The following is a 15,467-nucleotide window of genomic DNA, read 5'->3' as shown; positions in this document are numbered from 1 at the left end:
CTTCTTACTGTCAAGCTCAACCGCTCTTCGCTCATGGAAGCCCCTACCCCCCCCGGCCGCTGGCAAGCCGACCTCAACGGCTTTTTTGCCACTCTCGCGCACGAGGACCAGACGTTTATCGACAATCTGCAGCGCCAGACCGATTTTTATACGAATACTGCCCGTCCGGCTCTCGAAACCGCCGCCGCTGCGCTAAGCGCACACGCCCGCACCTGCGACACCGGCCTCGACGATGGCCGCGTGTATCTCATCGTGCGGCACCTGGAAGGGCCGGTCGAGTTTCAATATGCCATCGTGGCCGAGGTACGCATCGAGGCCGTGCTGCCCTACGTGCACTGCTGGTTTGAGGAAAACAAGCTGGCTGAGGCCATCACTGCTGAGCAGGGCCAGCCCGAGCCGCCGCCCAAAGAGGAGAAGGACGATGATAAAGCCGACGACAAAGAAGGTGGCGGCGATAAGCCCCCGGAAGGCGATGACAAGAAGGCCGACAAGGAGCCTACCCGCACCAAAACCATTGAGCTGCTCGCTTCCTGGCGCGACGACCGCCAGATTGAGAGCGTGACGCAGGCGGAAATTCTCACCGATTTTCTCCAACACTACCAGGAAGCCGTGGCGCAGGCCCGCACCCACCTGCACACCACGCCGCGCTAAGGCCGGCCGCCCTACCCCCCCTCTTCTCCGCAATGGCGCAAACGCAAACCATGTCCAAGCCCACTGGGTCCGCGCTGGCCGGCAACCTGAAGTGGGCCATCGCCATTACGGTGGCGCTGGGCACGTTCATGGACGTGCTGGACAATTCCAGCGTGTCGGTGGCGCTGCAATATATCGGCGGCAATCTAGGCGCGTCGCAGGACGATGTGACCTGGGTTATTACTATCTTGCTGGTGGCCAAGGCCGTAACGCTGCCCACGGCCGGCTACCTGGCCACGGTTGTGGGTCGCTCCCGGCTCTTCACCATCGCCCTGATAGCCTACGGGGTATCGTCGCTGCTGTGCGGGCTGTCGTCGTCGCTGCCCATGCTGCTGGCCATGCGGGCGTTGCAGGGCGTTTGTGGGGGCATTATTCCGCCCATCGGGCAGGCCATTCTCAAAGATGCCTTCCCGGCCGAGCAGCGCGGGCAGGCATTTGCGCTCTACGGCGTGGCCACGGTGGTAGCCCCCACCATAGGGCCGCTGCTATGCGGCTGGCTGGTAGATAATTACAGCTGGCACTGGGTGTTTTTCGTGAACGTGCCGGTGGCCCTGCTCACAGCCTTTCTGGTGACGGCATTGGTGAAAGACCCACCGGAATTAATCAAGGAAAAAGCCGCCGCCTGGGCCAAGGGCCTCAGCATCGACTACATCGGGCTGGGCTTGCTGGGCGTCGGCCTCAGCGCCCTGCAATACGTGCTGAGCCGCGGCGAGCGCTTCGACTGGTTTAGCTCCAGCACCATTCTCTACCTGGCCATTCTTGCCGTGGTGCTGCTGGTGGCCGGCGTGGTGTGGGAGATGCGCACCAAGAACCCGCTCCTCGACCTGAGCCTGTTCCGCAACCGCACGTTTTCCGCTTCCATCGCGGTCATGTTCGTGGTGGGAGCCCTGCTCTACGGCACCACCACGCAGCTGCCGCAGTTTTTGCAAATATTTCTCGGCTACCGGGCCGTAGATAGCGGGCTGGCCATTACGCCGGGTGGGATAGCGCTCATCTTTCTCATGCCCATTGTGGGCTGGCTCACGGGCAAGGTGCAGGCCCGCTGGCTGATAATGTTCGGGCTGATTGTCAGCGCGGGGTCTTGCTATTACTACGCCCACATCCTGTCCCTCAACATTGATTTTGCGACCGTGGCGAAGTCGCGGGTGTTCCAGAGTATCGGCCTGGGCTTCCTGTTCGTGCCCATCAACGTGGCCGCCTACGTGGGGCTGGCCAAGTCTAAAACCAACCAGGCGGCCACCTTCATCAACCTTTTCCAGACCCTGGGCGGCAGCTTCGGCATCGCGGCCATCGAGACGGTTATCGCCCGGCGCGCGCAGTTCCACCAGAGCCGCCTCATCGACCACCTCACCTTCACCAACCCCGACTACGCCAACGGCCTGCGTCAGATTGTCGGCGGCGTGTTTGGCCACGTCAACAGCAGCGCGATTGATGCCACCCGGCAGGCCCAGGGAGTCATCTACCGCAGCGTTATCCAGCAAGCCACCACCATCGCCTACGACGACGCCTTTTACCTGCTGACCATCGTCTGCATCGCGTCCATCGGCCTGGTCTTTTTCATGAAAGCCAACAAGCCCGGCGAGGGCGAAGGCGGCGGCGCGGCGGCGTAGGCAAACACGCGGGCTGGGGAGCGCCCACGTATCTTCGGCCCTACCCCCTTCCCGCCGCCACATGGAACCCAAACGCTACCCCCGCCAGCTTTCGCGCGGGGCCAGCAACGCCGTTATCGCCCTTTCCGCGACTGAAGTCGGCAAGATTTTCAGCCAGGACACCCGCTCCGACATTGGTTCAGAGGCCGAGAAAATACGCTTCGCCAATGAGGTCAACGGCCTGGTGGTCAAGTTCCATCGCCTGGAAGCGAATGAAGCGCTCGGCGTCGATATGCTCGTGATGGAGCGCCTCTACCCCCTCGATTTTCGCGCCCACGAAGTGGAGATGCGCGAAATACAGCTTGACGTGTTCACCGATGAGTTACGCGCCCTACACGACGCCGGCTTCGCACACCACGACATACAACGCCCCTCTAACCTACCCGGCGAGCGGTTCGATAATATCCTGCTCACCGCCCAGGGCTTGCGGCTAATTGACGTGGGCATTTCGGTGTTGCGCCGGCAGGTAGGCGAGTCGTTTTTCAACGCCTACGTGCAGCGGGAATTGGAGGGATTGGCGCGGTTTCGAGAGTTTTTCTTGGGACGGTGAGTTTTATTTATTGGTAACCATCTAGCTCAAAGCCAGCTCCGATTTCTATTAAGAAACGCATGAATTGAGGCGAAAGGCGAAGCCCTGGGTTTTCTCTTTTTCCAAGCTTGAGCACTACTATGCATCGGGCTTGCATAAGATGATTCGACATAAATTGTCGAATTAATTCTGCTCGCTCTGAAAACGTTACGCGCAATTGTTCCAGCGATTCATCTAAACCAATACAGTCGTCAGTGCTATTACATTTGTATTCCCAAGAACATTCTTTAGCAAGAATGCCTACTCGAACTCTTTCTCCTTTTATTTTAAAGGAAGTGGCTTGCAAACCAATAAGGGACGAAAACTCTTGGGGAGAAAATTCTTCGCCCCAGAAAGCCAAATAAGTATAAGCGCTCGACTGTCTGCTCATCAGCTACGCCCCCACCGGCTCATCCACCACTTCCTTTTCAATCCATTTCCCGTCCTCGCGCATCAGCTCAATCAATTCATCCACGGCCTTTTCCTCGGGCACGGCTTTTTTGATAACTTCCTGGCCGCGGTAGAGGGCGATTTTGCCTTTCCCTACCCCCACGTAGCCATAGTCGGCGTCGGCCATTTCGCCGGGGCCGTTCACGATGCAGCCCATGATGCCGATTTTGATGCCCTTGAGGTGGTCGGTGCGCTGCCGAATCAGGGCCGTGGTTTCCTGCAAGTCGAAGAGCGTGCGGCCGCAGCTGGGGCAACTGATGTACTCGGTTTTGCTCATGCGGGTGCGGGCGGCCTGCAAGATGCCGAAGCTCAGCTGGTTGTAGTTGCTCAGCAACTCCAGCCACTCGGCCTGGGGGCGCGGGGCCAGCAGCTCGGTGCCCAGCACTACGCCGTCGCCGAGGCCGTCGATGAGCAGGCCGCCGAGGTCGGTGGCCGCGTCGAGCTGGGTTTGCTCCAGGGGCTGGTCGGGGTAGGAGCGCGCCAGGAGCACGGGGCAGGTTACCTGGCTGTTAAGCAGGTCGAAGAAGGCCCGGCGCATTTCGGGCATGGCATGGGCGTTGGTGGTGGCCAGCACCAGCACCACGGTGGGGTCGTGGCGTAGGTGCAGCAGCAGGTTCTGGTCGAGGGTATCGAGGCTCACTAGCAGGAAGTTAAGCTTCGGGTGGCGGGGCGGGTCGTCGGTGTAGCGGTCGGCCGTCATCAGGGGGTAGTGATGCGAGCGCTGGCCGGCATCGACCCAGGCGGTATAGTTCAGGACCTCTTTCAGGCCATTGGGCAACATAAACGGCACCGGCCGCTCGCCGGTGTAGATATAGTCGGCGCCCTGGTCCGACATCTGAAACTTATCCAGAAATGCCGAGTAGAGGTGGCCGGCCGCGCGCAGGTCGGCGTATTCCAGCTGCGGCAGGCTGGCCAGGCTCACGACTACCCTCGGCACGTTCAGGCCGCCGAAGTTGGCCACTTCGTGCGTGGTGCGGCGGTGATACTGGAACGGGTCAATCGGCTCGGGACCGGCCAGCGGCTTGATGGGCTGCGCCAGCGCGGCACGGCCGATATAGCGGTCAATCAGCATTTTAGCCACCGGCGCTTCGGCCTCGGGGGCTTCGGTGAGCGATACGCGCACGGTGTCGCCCAGGCCATCTTCGAGCAGCGTGCCGATGCCCACGGCCGATTTGATGCGGCCGTCTTCGGCCTCGCCGGCCTCCGTTACGCCCAGGTGGAGGGGGTAGGGCTGGAGGCCTTCCACGTCGAGCTTCTGCACCAGCAGGCGGTAGGCCTGCACCATCACCTGGGTGTTGCTGGCCTTCATGCTCAGCACCACGTCGTAGTAGTTTTCTTCTTCGCAGAGGCGCAAAAACTCCAGCGCCGACTCCACCATGCCCAGTGGCGTGTCGCCGTAGCGGCTTAGTATTCGGTCAGATAGCGAGCCGTGGTTGGTGCCGATGCGCATGGCCGTGCCGTACTCCTTGCAGATTTTCACCAGCGGCCGGAAGCGCTCGCGAATGCGCTCCACCTCAGCCGCGTAGCTGGCGTCGGTGTACTCGATTTCCTCGAATTTCTTCTTGTCGGCGTAGTTGCCGGGATTCACGCGCACCTTCTCCACGATGCGGGCGGCCAGCTCGGCGGCGTTGGGCGTGAAATGGATGTCGGCGATGAGCGGCACGTTGCAACCCCGCACCCGCAGCTCCTGCTTGATTTTCAAGAGGTTCTGCGCCTCTTTCACGCTGGGCGCGGTGATGCGCACGTATTCACAGCCAGCCGCCACCATGCGCAGCGTCTGCTCCACCGAGCCTTGCGTGTCCATTGTGTCCACGGTGGTCATGCTCTGCACCCGAATGGGGTAGTCGCCGCCCATCGGCACACCGCCAATATTCACCACCCGCGCCACGCGGCGCTTATACTCGGTCAGGCTGGGGCAATAGGTTTTGTTCATCACCTGGATAAGACTACGCCGGCCGGCGAAAGTTGCGGCCCGCCCGCAAAGGTACGGCCGGGGGTAATGAGTAATAGGCAATGGGTAATGAGGGTAGGGTCATTCAGAATTGTGGAATGACTCTACCCCATTACCCATTGCCTATTACTCATTACCCATTTCCTTGCGCAGGCGCTGCACCTCGTGCTCCAGCTCCAGGTTGCGGAAAGTGACTTTCGCCTCCAGGTCGGCGTAGGAGTTCTGGAGCTGCTCTTGCAGCTGGCGCATCTCGGTCACGTCGGTGTTGGTGCCCAGCCAGCGCACCAGCTGGCCCTGCTCGTCACGCATAGGCTCAATGCGGGTCAGAAACCAGCGGTATTCGCCATCGTGGCCACGCAGCGGGAAGGTCAGCTCCCAAGGCTGCCCGCTCGCCCAACCCTGGGTAGCGGCCGCCACCACCTCTTGCACGTAGTCGGGGTGATGCACTTTGTCCCAGCCCCAGCCCTTCATCGCGGCCAGGTCAGTACCCGTGTAATCGTACCACCGCTTGTTATACCAATAAATATAACCGTCGGGCCGGGCCATCCACGCGAGCTGGGCCATGTTATCGGCCAGGGTAGCAAATTCCGCTTCGCGCTCCCGCAATTGCTCACTAGCCAGCTTTTGGGCGTGAATATTGGTGCAGGTTCCAAACCACGTCACGATGTTGCCAGCCGCGTCGCGCCGGGGCAGGGCTTGGCCCAAAAACCACCGGTACCCGCCTTCCTGCGATTTAAATCGATATTCAATCTCATACTTCTCACCAGTGGCCAGCGAGTGCCCCCATACCAGGCGCGCGCGCGCCTGGTCGTCGGGATGCAGTAGGTTGTTCCATATATCGGAGCCCATACTGTCGGCCAGCGTGTAACCCGTGTAGTCAATCCAGCGCTGATTAAAATAAGTATGGAAGCCCGTGGGGTCGGTTATCCAGACTAATTGCGGAATAAAATCAGCCAAAAACTGAAATTCTTCTTCCTTGTTCGGGAGCGGGGTAGCAGCAGAGTTAAGCACGGCAGAAGCGGATATAGAGCAGGATATTTTCAGAAATAAAGCGGGGCTACGGGCGGTCGAGCTGCATTTCCAGGCCTGAGCTGAAATACAGATTAAGCTGACTGCGAGCCCCGTCGGAGGTGCGGCGCAGGCGCGTTACGAGCGCCCGCGTTTCCTCAGTCAGAAAATTCAGGCTTAGGTAGGGGCGGTTGAGCAGCTCGTCGCGCTGCACGGCCCAACTGCCGATTTCGCTGAGGGTAGGCGATTGCAACTCCAGCAGCTCCTTGCTCAGCAGCAGGCTGGTGGCTTGGGCCAAGGCACTGTCCGGGTCGGCCCGGTTAATTACCCGGTGGGCTACCCGCCAAGCGCCCGCCAGATAAGCATCGGGTACTTGCTGAAGATTAATGTCGAGTAATAAATCGGACATGGAAGCGGGAAAGACCAAAATTAGTGAATCTTTGGTTGAATATCATCGAAAGGGATAGGTAGCCGGATACCGGCCATTTTCTGCCAAATTCCGTTCCTAACACCCCACCTCTACGCCTGGTTTCTACCCGGCTGACATTTGCTTTTACCTTAGCCAAAATCAACTAGTTACCAGCTCCGCTTTCCTAACCGTTGTTAAGGCTAAACGGTTTGCCTGACTGTGCTACCGGCCCGCCTACCATGAAATATTTTTCCCTACCCCCCAACCTACCCGGCCAGGTGCTGGCCGCGGCCCGCCACACCGGCCTGCGCGCCTGGCAAACGGGCCGCCTGTTTCGGCAGCTGGTTCAGCGCACCCTCGATTCGGTGCAGGAAGTGCTGCGCGCCGAAATTCAGAGCGGCCACGCCCGGCTGGTAGCCGATTTTCTGGCCGATAAGGCCTTGCCCGCCGCCCGCGCCCTGCTGCTGGAGCGCATGGCCGCCCGCCTGCTGCTGCGCATCGGCTTGCGTGGGGCTTTCATGACCAATATCGCGGGCTGGGTGCTGCCTTTCGTGCTTGAAAAGCTGTTTCAGGCCGCGCGCGCCAGCGGCCTGCTCGCCCGCCTCGAAGCCAACCCCACCGTGACCGACGCCCTGAGCCGCCTCGACGAGCTGCGCCAGGCCGCCAGCCGCCTGATTTTTCCCGACGGCACCACCGAAGCCCGCGTGCTCACCGACGAGGAAGCTGCCGCGCTGCTTCAGCAGCCGGCCCGGCAGCTGCCCGCCCACCGCGAGCCGCCGGTAGCCGTCGAGTAGCGCAGTTTCGCTATTTTTCGGTTGGAGCGGTTTCCACGCGGGCGCACTTAGTCAAAAGTGAAGAGTTAAAATACAGGCTGAAAGGGTTTTAACTCTAAGTCTTACGCAAAAGATGTTTGTCATTGTGAGCAAAGCGCGGCAATCGCACCCGAACGATGCCCAAACGATTTCGTTCGGGTGCAATTGCTTCGCTTTGCTCGCAATGACAAACGGCTTTTGCGTAAGTCCTAAACTCTTCACTTTTAACTCCCTTTAAACACAGCCATTGCTGTGAAATGCGCGCTAATACCCGCGCTTTAGCTCCACCTGGTTTTCCAGGGGCTGGCCGGCTTGTAGGCGGTGCAGGTTGCGCAGGAGCTGGGCTACTTTGCCGGCGGCCTCGTCGGGCTGGCCGCCGCCGGTGTGCTGGGTCAACAGCACGTTGGGCAGCGCCCACAGCGGGTGGCCGGGGGGTAGGGGCTCGGTGGCCGTTACGTCGAGCACGGCCCCGCCGAGGCGGCCAGCTTGCAACGCCGCAACCAGGGCTGGCTCGTCGGTGGTGTTGCCGCGCCCCACGCTGGCGTAGATACTGTGGGGGGGTAGGGCCGCGATGAGGTCGGCCGAAAAGAAGTTTTGGGCAGTGCCCGGCAGGCAATTGACCACGATATCAGTGGTAGGCAACGCCGCCGCCAGCGCCGCCCGCGAGTGCAGCTGGGCCTGCGGGTCGGTGCGCGCCAGCAGCCGCACCGCGCAGCCAAAGCCGCTGAGCTGCTGCCGCACCGCCTGCCCAATGGTGCCCGCCCCCAAAATGATGACCCGCTTGCTGCGCAGCAGCCCCATGCGGCCCCGAATGGGCGCTCCTACCCAGCGCTGCTTAGCCTGCAGGCGCACCAGCTTGGGCAGCGCCCGGTGCAGCGCCAGCAGGCCCGCCACCATCGTTTCGGCGCAGGGCCAGGCAAAATAGTCGCCCATGTTGGCCACCGGTGCCGCCACCGCTAGGCCCTGATAGCGGTCGAAACCAGCCGAGTCGAGCTGCCACAATTGCAGGTGGGGTAGCGCCTGCTCCAACCACTCGCGCGGCGGGTTGCCGAAGAGCACCGTAGCCCGCTGCAAATCAGCCGAGAAGCCAGGCGGCTGGTCGGCCGCGTGCGTTATCGTAGCCGCGGGCAATACCTGGTGAAGGTGGGCCCGCACGTCGGCGGGCAAGGGGCTGTACACGAATAAGCGCATCGGCAGATGCCCGCCGGGCGGGCCAGAATGAAGCCTGCTATACGCGCCTTAATGCCAGAAGGGGTAGCGCCCCCCTCCGCAGAGTGGAACGCTACCCCTTGCACTGAGATAGAGACTCGCTTACGCGTTACGATTCTAACTTTTGTTATCGTTTTTTAAGTCCTGCTCGGGGGTGGTACCCGAGCCTTGCAGCTGGCCGGCGGCCGCCATCAGGGCCGCGCCCAGCTTCTCGACGTGGGTGCGCGTGTTGCCATCGGCAAATTGCGCGGTGCGGGCCGTTTCGTTGCCCAAGCGGTGCAGCAGGCTGCCTACCTGGCTGCCATCGTAGGTGCCGCCGTGCAGCAGGGCCTTCAGGTCTTGCAGGTCCATTACCAGCTTGTGAAACTCGGGGTTGTTGGCTGCTTTCAGGTCTTCAATCCAGCGCTGCAGGTGGTTATCGGTACCGGCGCGGCTGGCTTCTTCTTGCAGGTCGCCCGTCAGCAGTTTAATCGCGCCTTCCAGGTGCACCTGGTGTTGAACTTCGGTCTTTTCCATTGGTCTGGGTAAGAGGGGTGGGTAGGCAGGCTATCGCCAGCCTGTCCGTCTCCCAAACGCAAGCCGGGGCGCGCGGGTTGGCCTTTTTTGGAGTTAAGAGTTAAAAATTAAGAGTTAAGAATTGGGAAAGACACGTGCCGTCCCTAATTCTTACCTCTTACCTCTACTCAATCTTGCCCATGCGGTCTTTCACGGCCTCCAGGGCCACGCGCTGGTTCACGATGTCGGCGCGGGCGGCCTCCTGCTCTTTCAGGTTAGTATCAACCTGATTGTTAAGCTGCTGCAACTCAGCCGCGTTGGCCGCCAGCTGCTGCTGAATTTCCATCTTACGGGCCTTATTCTTTTCGATTTCCTTCTTCACGGCGTCCGACTTAGCAATCACGGCCATGTGGCTGTTTTGCGAGGTCACCAGCGCCTTTTCGGCATCCGTAATCTGGGCCACCAAGTCTTCGCGGTACATGGCGCGGGCAAAATCCTTCAGGTATTTCTCGCCGGCTTTCCACTGCGTGGGCGTCGAAGCTTGGCCAAGGTAGGCGTTGCCCAGGTCGATGCTCCACCACACGCCGGTGCCTGTAGGCAGCGCCTCCACGCGGCTGATGACGCGGACGGGCGTGGGCGAAATGTCCGGAATCGTTACCCCATCCATCGTAATAGTGCCCTTGTTGTTCTTAACCTTGCCCGGAAACTGGTCGTTGAGCTGTTTAATCCAGGACGTTTCCACGCGCTTGTTGTCCAGCTGCATACTCACGCGCTGGCCTTTGCGGGGAATGTTGTTGATGTTCTGGTCGGCTTCGTCAACGGGCGAGCGCTGCGCTGATACGTGCAGGGCACCCAGCAGAAAGAAGAATAATAGTAGCGGGTTTCGTTTCATCGGGTAAAATAAAGAAGTAGTTAAAAGGAAGTTAAAACAAGGAAAAATACAAAGAATCGCTACCGCCTTTATTCTCTGGACGCCCAAATTTAAGCAGCTTATTTCAATACCAAAGGCATAAAAGCAAAATTTTTCAACAGTTTATTTTTTCTTATTTAAGTCCTATACCTTACCCCCTTTCAAAGAGCTTCAACAAAACCTGCTTTAGGCGGTTGCAATCCCTATGTCTCAGCTTACTATTTGCCGTTCCGAACACTTTAACGCCGCCCACCGCCTGCACAACCCGGCCTGGAGCGAGGCGCGCAACCAGGAAGTATTTGGCAAGTGCAACAACCCCAACTACCACGGCCACAACTACAACCTGACGGTGCGCCTGACCGGCGAGATAGACCCCGACACGGGCTACGTCTTCGACCTCAAGGAACTGAGCACTATCATTAAAGAGCAGGTGCTCAACCACTTCGACCACCGCAACCTCAACCTCGATACTGAGGATTTTCGGGCCCTGAACCCCACGGCCGAGAACATCGCCGTCGTTATCTGGCGGCGGCTGCGGGCGGCCCTACCCCCCCGCCTGACGCTGGCCGTGACGCTGCACGAAACCGACCGTAATTTTGTCGAATATTATGGAGAATAACCTTGCCGTGCCCGCCGCCCGCCCCGTGCCGGTGGCCGAGCACCCGGACCACCATTTGCCCCTGGGCCTGCGCACGCCAATGCGCCCCGACGCCTTTGACCAGAGCAACGACCAGAAAATAACGGCCATTGCTGGGCATTTTCGCGCCATTATGGAGGAGCTGGGCCTCGACCTGACCGACGACAGCCTGGCCGGCACGCCCAAGCGGGTGGCCAAAATGTTTGTGCAAGAGTGGTTTAACGGCCTCGACCCCGCGCAGCGGCCCGAAGTGCGGCTGTTTGAGAACCGCTACGAATACCAGCAGCTGCTGGTGGAGCGGGATATTACGGTTTTTTCGTGCTGCGAGCACCATTTCGTGCCCATTGTGGGCAAGGCGCACGTAGCCTACTTGCCTGGCAAGCACGTAGTTGGCCTTAGCAAGCTCAACCGCGTGGTGCAGTACTACGCCCGCCGCCCGCAGGTGCAGGAGCGCCTGACGCGCCAGGTTGCCGAGCACCTGCGCCAAAGCCTGGGCACCGATGACGTGGCCGTGCTCATCGAGGCCGACCACCTCTGCGTGATGAGCCGCGGCGTGAACGACACCAGCAGCTCGACTATCACCAGCGAATATGGCGGCAAGTTTTTGGAAGATAGCACGTTGCGCAATGATTTTTTGCGACAGATAGGCAAGTAATGACTAACGACTAGTGGCTAAGGACTTATTCAGGTAAAGAGCTGTCCGTCATTTAATTAGGCGCACGTCATTGCTGTCACACATTACCTTATTTGAGATGGCAGCGGGGAGTAGCGCGCACGTTGTAGTGCGCGTCCCCGCGCCGTTAAAACCATTCTAACAGCGCGGGGACGCGAACTACAAAGCTCACGCTACTCCCCGCTGCGTAACATCAGTTAGTCATTAGTCACTATAAAATGAAAATTCTTATCACGGGCGGCACGGGCATGATTGGGCAGCGACTGGCCGAGCTGCTGCTCGACGGCGGGCATGAAGTAGCGCTGCTCACGCGCGAACCACAGAAAACCAGCCACTTCCGGTTATTTGGCTGGGACCCGCAGGCCGGCACCATCGACCCGGCCGCCGTGCCCTACGCCGACGCTATCGTGAACTTGGCGGGTAGCAGCGTGGCCGATGGCAAGTGGACGCCCGAGCGCAAGCACGAAATTATCCGCTCGCGCCTCGATGGGCTGGAGCTCCTGCACCAGGAGCTGGCCAAGCCCGGCCACCACGTGCAAATGCTACTATCGGCCTCAGCGATTGGCATTTATGGCGACCGGGGCGATGAAATTTTATACGAAGACTCGCCCATTGCCGCGCCCGGCGACGACTTCCTGGCCGATGTGGTGGTGCAGTGGGAAGCTGCGGCGCGCCGCATCAGCGAGCTGGGGCCACGCGTGGTGTTGCCGCGCATCGGCATCGTGCTCAGTCCCGAGGGCGGCGCGCTGGTGCCGATTGCCAAAACCGTGCGCTACGGCGCGGGCGCGCCGCTGGGCTCGGGCCGGCAGTATATGAGCTGGATTCACGTGGACGACCTGTGCCGCCTGATGATGCGGATGCTGGAAGACCCGCTGTGGCAGGGCGAGTACAATGCCGTGGCCCCGTATCCAGTTACCAATCAGGAATTTACCGAAACGTTGGCCCAGGTGATGCATCGCCCGCTGCTGCTGCCCAAAGTGCCGGCTTTTGGCCTGAAGCTGGCGATGGGCGAGATGAGCGAAATCGTGCTGGGCTCGCAGCGCGTGAGCGCCGATAAAGTGCTCAGCCAAGGCTTTACTTATGAATACCCGCAGCTGTTGGCGGCGCTGGAGTCATTTTATAAATGAGTAGTAGCGCGGACTCGCAGCGTTCGCGCTACCCCAAAATCAAGTCCGTAGCGGCGCGCAAATCGGCTACGCGCGGCTGGTAGGCCACCGGCTCGGCGTGGCCCACCAGGATGCCACGCACCCCGAGCCGCGCCCCGGCTTCGAGGTCGCGGGCGCGGTCGCCGACGAGCCAGCACTGGGCCGGGTCGAGGTGAAAGCGGGCGACGGCCTTTTCGAGCATCCCAGAATCGGGCTTGCGAAAGATGGACTCGCTGACGGACGGGTGATTGGCAGAAAAATAGAGCGCATCGAGCTGGTGGCCACAGGCTTGCTGCAAAATGGCGTGGCAGGCCAGCACCTCGGCTCGCGTGTAGAGGCCTTTGGCGATGCCAGCCTGGTTGGTGACGACCACGAGGTAGTAGCCGGCGGCTTTGAGGCGGGCGATGCTCGCGGGCACGCCGGGGCAAATGCGGAAGCGCTCGGGCGTCCACACGTAGTCGCCCAGCTCTTGGTTGAGCACACCATCGCGGTCCAGAAAAATTGCTTTATTCATCTTTTAGCTGATAACCGTTAGCTTTCCGGCCAAGTATTCAACAAAGCTATCAGCTAATGGCTATCGTTAAACAGCGACAAACACTATGCGCATTGCCATCATCGGCGGCGGCCTCACGGGGCTCACGCTGGCTTATTACCTGCAAAAAGCGGGCGTGGCCTACGACCTGTTTGAGGCCAGCGACCGGCCGGGCGGCAACCTGCTGTCGCCCTACCCCCCCGCCGGCTACCAGCTCGAAGCCGGGCCTAACTCCTTGCTGCTAAGCCCCGAGCTGGATGAGCTGCTGACCGAGCTGGGCCTGCAGGACCACGTGCAGGAAGCGGCCCTGGTGAGCCAGCACCGCTACGTGCTGCGCGGCGGCGCGTACCGAGCGCTGCCGGCCTCGCCGCCCGCGCTGCTAGCCAGCAGCTTTTTTAGCTGGCGCACCAAATTGGGGTTCCTGAGCGAGCTGCTGCGCCGCCCTACCCCCCCCGTGCCAGGCGAAACGGTGGCCGCGTTCTTTGGCCGGCACTTTGGCCAGGAGGTGGTGCAGTACGCCGTCAATCCGTTTGTGGCGGGTATTTATGCCGGCGACCCGGCCGAGCTGCTGCTCTCGCTCACGTTTCCGCAGCTGGCGGCGCTGGAAACGCAATACGGCTCGCTGCTGCGCGGCCTCGCCAAAGGCCCCAAAACCGCCCGCCGCCGCACCATCACGCTGCGCGGCGGCGTGCAGGCGCTCACCGACGCGCTGGCGGCCCGGCTCACGAGCTACCATTCTGGCCAGGCGGTGACGGCTATTAAGCAGTTGGCAGTCAATAAGTATCAGTTAACAAGTAGCCCTACCCCCTCCCCTAGCACCGAGCCTCAAGCAGCTGGCACCACGTATTCGCACCTGGCGCTGGCCCTACCCGCCTACGCGGCGGCCGAGCTGCTGGCACCGCACTTCGCGGCGGCCGCGGCGGCGCTGGCGGCCGTGCGCTACCCCCCCATGACGCTCGTGTATTCGGCCTACGACCGCGCGGCCGTGGCGCACCCGCTGGTTGGTTTCGGCGCCCTGAACCCGCGGGTGGAGGGCACGTATTCGGCGGGCGCTGTCTGGACCAGCTCGCTGTTTCCGGACCGCGTGCCGGCCGGGCAGGTGCTGTTTACCAGCTTTGTGGGCGGCACGCAGTTTGCGCGGCAGGCCGAGGAGCCCGAAGCCGCGCAGCTGGCGGCGGTGCATCAGGAACTCGGCCAGTTCTACGGCATTGCGGGCGCGCCGCGCTGGCAGGGTCGCTACTACTGGCCGCGCAGCATTCCACAATTTGACCAGCACCTGGCGGCGGCGCGGGCGGCGGTGGCCCCGCTGGCGGCCCAGGGCATTGTGGCGGTGGCCAACTGGCAGGCCGGCGTAAGCGTTCCCGACTGCGTGAAATACGCGCGCCGACTGGCGGGAGAGCTGGCAGTAAGGAAGGAGGAGTGAAAGATTTTATCCTGGCAGCCGATTCTTCCTTCTTCATGCAAAATTCGCTCGCCGCGCAACCCAATCCTTACCCTCCGTATCTTTGTGAGCTATGAGTACAATGGCCGCCGGACTGGTCTTGATTCCGACGTACAACGAGCGGGAAAATGTGGAGCTTATTCTGCGGGCCGTATTGGCGCTGCCGAAGGATTTTCACGTCCTGGTCATTGACGATGGCTCGCCCGATGGGACGGGCGCGGTAGTGCGCGGGCTTTTGGCGGAGTTCGCGGGCCGGCTGTTTTTGGAAGAGCGCGCGGGCAAGCAGGGCCTGGGCACGGCCTACATTTTTGGCTTTCGTTGGGCGCTGGCGCGGGGCTATGAGTACGTGTTTGAGATGGACGCCGACTTTTCGCACAACCCGCAGGACCTGCTGCGCCTGCGCGAAGCCTGCGCCGTGCAGGGCTACGACCTGGCCATCGGCTCGCGCTACAGCGACGGCGTGAACGTGGTGAACTGGCCCATGAACCGGGTGCTGATGTCGTATTTCGCCTCGAAATACGTGCGTTTCGTCACCGGAATGCCCATTCACGATGCCACGGCGGGCTTCAAGTGCTACTCGGCGCGGGTGCTGCGAGCCATCGACCTGAGCAGGATTCACTTCGTGGGCTACGCCTTCCAGATTGAGATGAAATGGCTGGCCTATTGCCTGGGCTTTCGCATCAAAGAAGTGCCCATCATCTTCACCGACCGCACCCGCGGCCAGTCAAAAATGTCGAAAGGCATCTTTAAAGAGGCGCTGTTTGGGGTGGTGCAAATGAAGCTGAGCAGCTGGATTCACCCGCCGCGCCGCACTAGTGACGCGCCGCAAGGGCAGCCCAGCATCAGCGTAGGGTAGGCGCGTGTGCGGCAAGCTAAAGCTTACCGCAC

General features: G+C 61.0%; 16 protein-coding genes. 9 read left to right on the top strand and 7 right to left on the bottom strand.

The features are described from left to right. The first annotated feature begins 33 nt into the window (after window positions 1-33). The 3 genes from A0257_00840 to A0257_00830 all read left to right on the top strand — a co-directional run bounded on the left by A0257_00840 (window position 34) and on the right by A0257_00830 (window position 2,889). On the top strand, window positions 34-651 hold the full coding sequence (locus A0257_00840) for a hypothetical protein (protein AMR25776.1): 618 nt from the start codon (window positions 34-36) through the stop codon (window positions 649-651). A 32-nt stretch (window positions 652-683) separates the two neighbouring features. After that, a complete protein-coding gene (locus tag A0257_00835) occupies window positions 684-2,300 on the top strand; it encodes a hypothetical protein (GenBank protein AMR25775.1) in 1,617 nt (538 codons plus the stop codon). A gap of 61 nt (window positions 2,301-2,361) precedes the next feature. Beyond that, a complete protein-coding gene (locus A0257_00830; protein ID AMR25774.1) occupies window positions 2,362-2,889 on the top strand; it encodes a hypothetical protein in 528 nt (175 codons plus the stop codon). A gap of 412 nt (window positions 2,890-3,301) precedes the next feature. Here A0257_00830 and A0257_00825 read toward each other — a convergent pair whose 3' ends face one another. The 3 genes from A0257_00825 to A0257_00815 all read right to left on the bottom strand — a co-directional run bounded on the left by A0257_00825 (window position 3,302) and on the right by A0257_00815 (window position 6,725). Beyond that, the gene (locus A0257_00825) at window positions 3,302-5,290 is read right to left on the bottom strand and encodes a 1-hydroxy-2-methyl-2-(E)-butenyl 4-diphosphate synthase (protein AMR25773.1); all 1,989 of its coding nucleotides are present in this window, start codon (window positions 5,288-5,290) and stop codon (window positions 3,302-3,304) included. 144 nt (window positions 5,291-5,434) lie between these two features. Continuing rightward, the gene (locus tag A0257_00820; GenBank protein ID AMR25772.1) at window positions 5,435-6,319 is read right to left on the bottom strand and encodes a hypothetical protein; all 885 of its coding nucleotides are present in this window, start codon (window positions 6,317-6,319) and stop codon (window positions 5,435-5,437) included. Between the two features lie 46 nt (window positions 6,320-6,365). Further along, window positions 6,366-6,725, bottom strand: a complete 360-nt coding sequence (locus A0257_00815) for a hypothetical protein (GenBank protein ID AMR25771.1) — start codon at window positions 6,723-6,725, stop codon at window positions 6,366-6,368. 239 nt (window positions 6,726-6,964) lie between these two features. On the opposite strand from A0257_00815, the gene A0257_00810 reads away from it, so the two are divergent. Next, a complete protein-coding gene (locus A0257_00810) occupies window positions 6,965-7,519 on the top strand; it encodes a hypothetical protein (GenBank protein ID AMR25770.1) in 555 nt (184 codons plus the stop codon). A 282-nt stretch (window positions 7,520-7,801) separates the two neighbouring features. Here A0257_00810 and A0257_00805 read toward each other — a convergent pair whose 3' ends face one another. From A0257_00805 to A0257_00795, 3 genes are all read right to left on the bottom strand, one after another. Then, window positions 7,802-8,728, bottom strand: a complete 927-nt coding sequence (locus tag A0257_00805) for a hydroxyacid dehydrogenase (GenBank protein ID AMR25769.1) — start codon at window positions 8,726-8,728, stop codon at window positions 7,802-7,804. 135 nt (window positions 8,729-8,863) lie between these two features. Continuing rightward, complete coding sequence (locus A0257_00800; GenBank protein ID AMR25768.1) at window positions 8,864-9,262, bottom strand: hypothetical protein; 399 nt, start codon at window positions 9,260-9,262, stop codon at window positions 8,864-8,866. A gap of 163 nt (window positions 9,263-9,425) precedes the next feature. Next, window positions 9,426-10,133: a hypothetical protein gene (locus A0257_00795; GenBank protein AMR25767.1), complete on the bottom strand. Its 708-nt coding sequence runs from the start codon at window positions 10,131-10,133 to the stop codon at window positions 9,426-9,428. Between the two features lie 223 nt (window positions 10,134-10,356). Between A0257_00795 and A0257_00790 the strand changes: the two genes are divergently transcribed. From A0257_00790 to A0257_00780, 3 genes are all read left to right on the top strand, one after another. Beyond that, window positions 10,357-10,770, top strand: coding sequence for a 6-pyruvoyl tetrahydrobiopterin synthase (locus A0257_00790; protein AMR25766.1), 414 nt, complete (start codon window positions 10,357-10,359; stop codon window positions 10,768-10,770). Continuing rightward, window positions 10,760-11,443, top strand: a complete 684-nt coding sequence (locus tag A0257_00785; protein AMR25765.1) for a GTP cyclohydrolase — start codon at window positions 10,760-10,762, stop codon at window positions 11,441-11,443. The genes A0257_00790 and A0257_00785 overlap by 11 nt, the downstream gene beginning before the upstream one ends. Window positions 11,444-11,679: 236 nt before the next feature. Continuing rightward, a complete protein-coding gene (locus A0257_00780) occupies window positions 11,680-12,588 on the top strand; it encodes an epimerase (GenBank protein ID AMR25764.1) in 909 nt (302 codons plus the stop codon). 28 nt (window positions 12,589-12,616) lie between these two features. Here the strand turns inward: A0257_00780 and A0257_00775 are convergent, their stop codons facing one another. Beyond that, a complete protein-coding gene (locus A0257_00775) occupies window positions 12,617-13,120 on the bottom strand; it encodes a D,D-heptose 1,7-bisphosphate phosphatase (protein AMR25763.1) in 504 nt (167 codons plus the stop codon). A gap of 85 nt (window positions 13,121-13,205) precedes the next feature. On the opposite strand from A0257_00775, the gene A0257_00770 reads away from it, so the two are divergent. Together A0257_00770 and A0257_00765 are read left to right on the top strand one after the other, a co-directional pair. Then, window positions 13,206-14,561 (top strand): hypothetical protein, encoded by a 1,356-nt coding sequence (locus tag A0257_00770; GenBank protein ID AMR25762.1) that lies wholly within the window; start codon window positions 13,206-13,208, stop codon window positions 14,559-14,561. Window positions 14,562-14,652: 91 nt separating this feature from the next. Further along, the gene (locus tag A0257_00765) at window positions 14,653-15,435 is read left to right on the top strand and encodes a dolichyl-phosphate beta-D-mannosyltransferase (GenBank protein AMR25761.1); all 783 of its coding nucleotides are present in this window, start codon (window positions 14,653-14,655) and stop codon (window positions 15,433-15,435) included. Window positions 15,436-15,467: the final 32 nt, after the last annotated feature.

The organism is Hymenobacter psoromatis (genome assembly GCA_001596155.1).
GTDB lineage: Bacteria > Bacteroidota > Bacteroidia > Cytophagales > Hymenobacteraceae > Hymenobacter.
This window is presented reverse-complemented; position numbering and strand designations above follow the sequence as displayed.

Coding starts and splice junctions, on each gene's coding strand:
- A0257_00775 (AMR25763.1), bottom strand. CDS start 13,120: ATGAATAAAGCAATTTTTCTGGACCGCGATGGTGTGCTCAACCAAGAG.
- A0257_00840 (AMR25776.1), top strand. CDS start 34: ATGGAAGCCCCTACCCCCCCCGGCCGCTGGCAAGCCGACCTCAACGGC.
- A0257_00825 (AMR25773.1), bottom strand. CDS start 5,290: ATGAACAAAACCTATTGCCCCAGCCTGACCGAGTATAAGCGCCGCGTG.
- A0257_00790 (AMR25766.1), top strand. CDS start 10,357: ATGTCTCAGCTTACTATTTGCCGTTCCGAACACTTTAACGCCGCCCAC.
- A0257_00805 (AMR25769.1), bottom strand. CDS start 8,728: ATGCGCTTATTCGTGTACAGCCCCTTGCCCGCCGACGTGCGGGCCCAC.
- A0257_00785 (AMR25765.1), top strand. CDS start 10,760: ATGGAGAATAACCTTGCCGTGCCCGCCGCCCGCCCCGTGCCGGTGGCC.
- A0257_00770 (AMR25762.1), top strand. CDS start 13,206: ATGCGCATTGCCATCATCGGCGGCGGCCTCACGGGGCTCACGCTGGCT.
- A0257_00830 (AMR25774.1), top strand. CDS start 2,362: ATGGAACCCAAACGCTACCCCCGCCAGCTTTCGCGCGGGGCCAGCAAC.
- A0257_00815 (AMR25771.1), bottom strand. CDS start 6,725: ATGTCCGATTTATTACTCGACATTAATCTTCAGCAAGTACCCGATGCT.
- A0257_00795 (AMR25767.1), bottom strand. CDS start 10,133: ATGAAACGAAACCCGCTACTATTATTCTTCTTTCTGCTGGGTGCCCTG.
- A0257_00800 (AMR25768.1), bottom strand. CDS start 9,262: ATGGAAAAGACCGAAGTTCAACACCAGGTGCACCTGGAAGGCGCGATT.
- A0257_00835 (AMR25775.1), top strand. CDS start 684: ATGGCGCAAACGCAAACCATGTCCAAGCCCACTGGGTCCGCGCTGGCC.
- A0257_00765 (AMR25761.1), top strand. CDS start 14,653: ATGAGTACAATGGCCGCCGGACTGGTCTTGATTCCGACGTACAACGAG.
- A0257_00780 (AMR25764.1), top strand. CDS start 11,680: ATGAAAATTCTTATCACGGGCGGCACGGGCATGATTGGGCAGCGACTG.
- A0257_00810 (AMR25770.1), top strand. CDS start 6,965: ATGAAATATTTTTCCCTACCCCCCAACCTACCCGGCCAGGTGCTGGCC.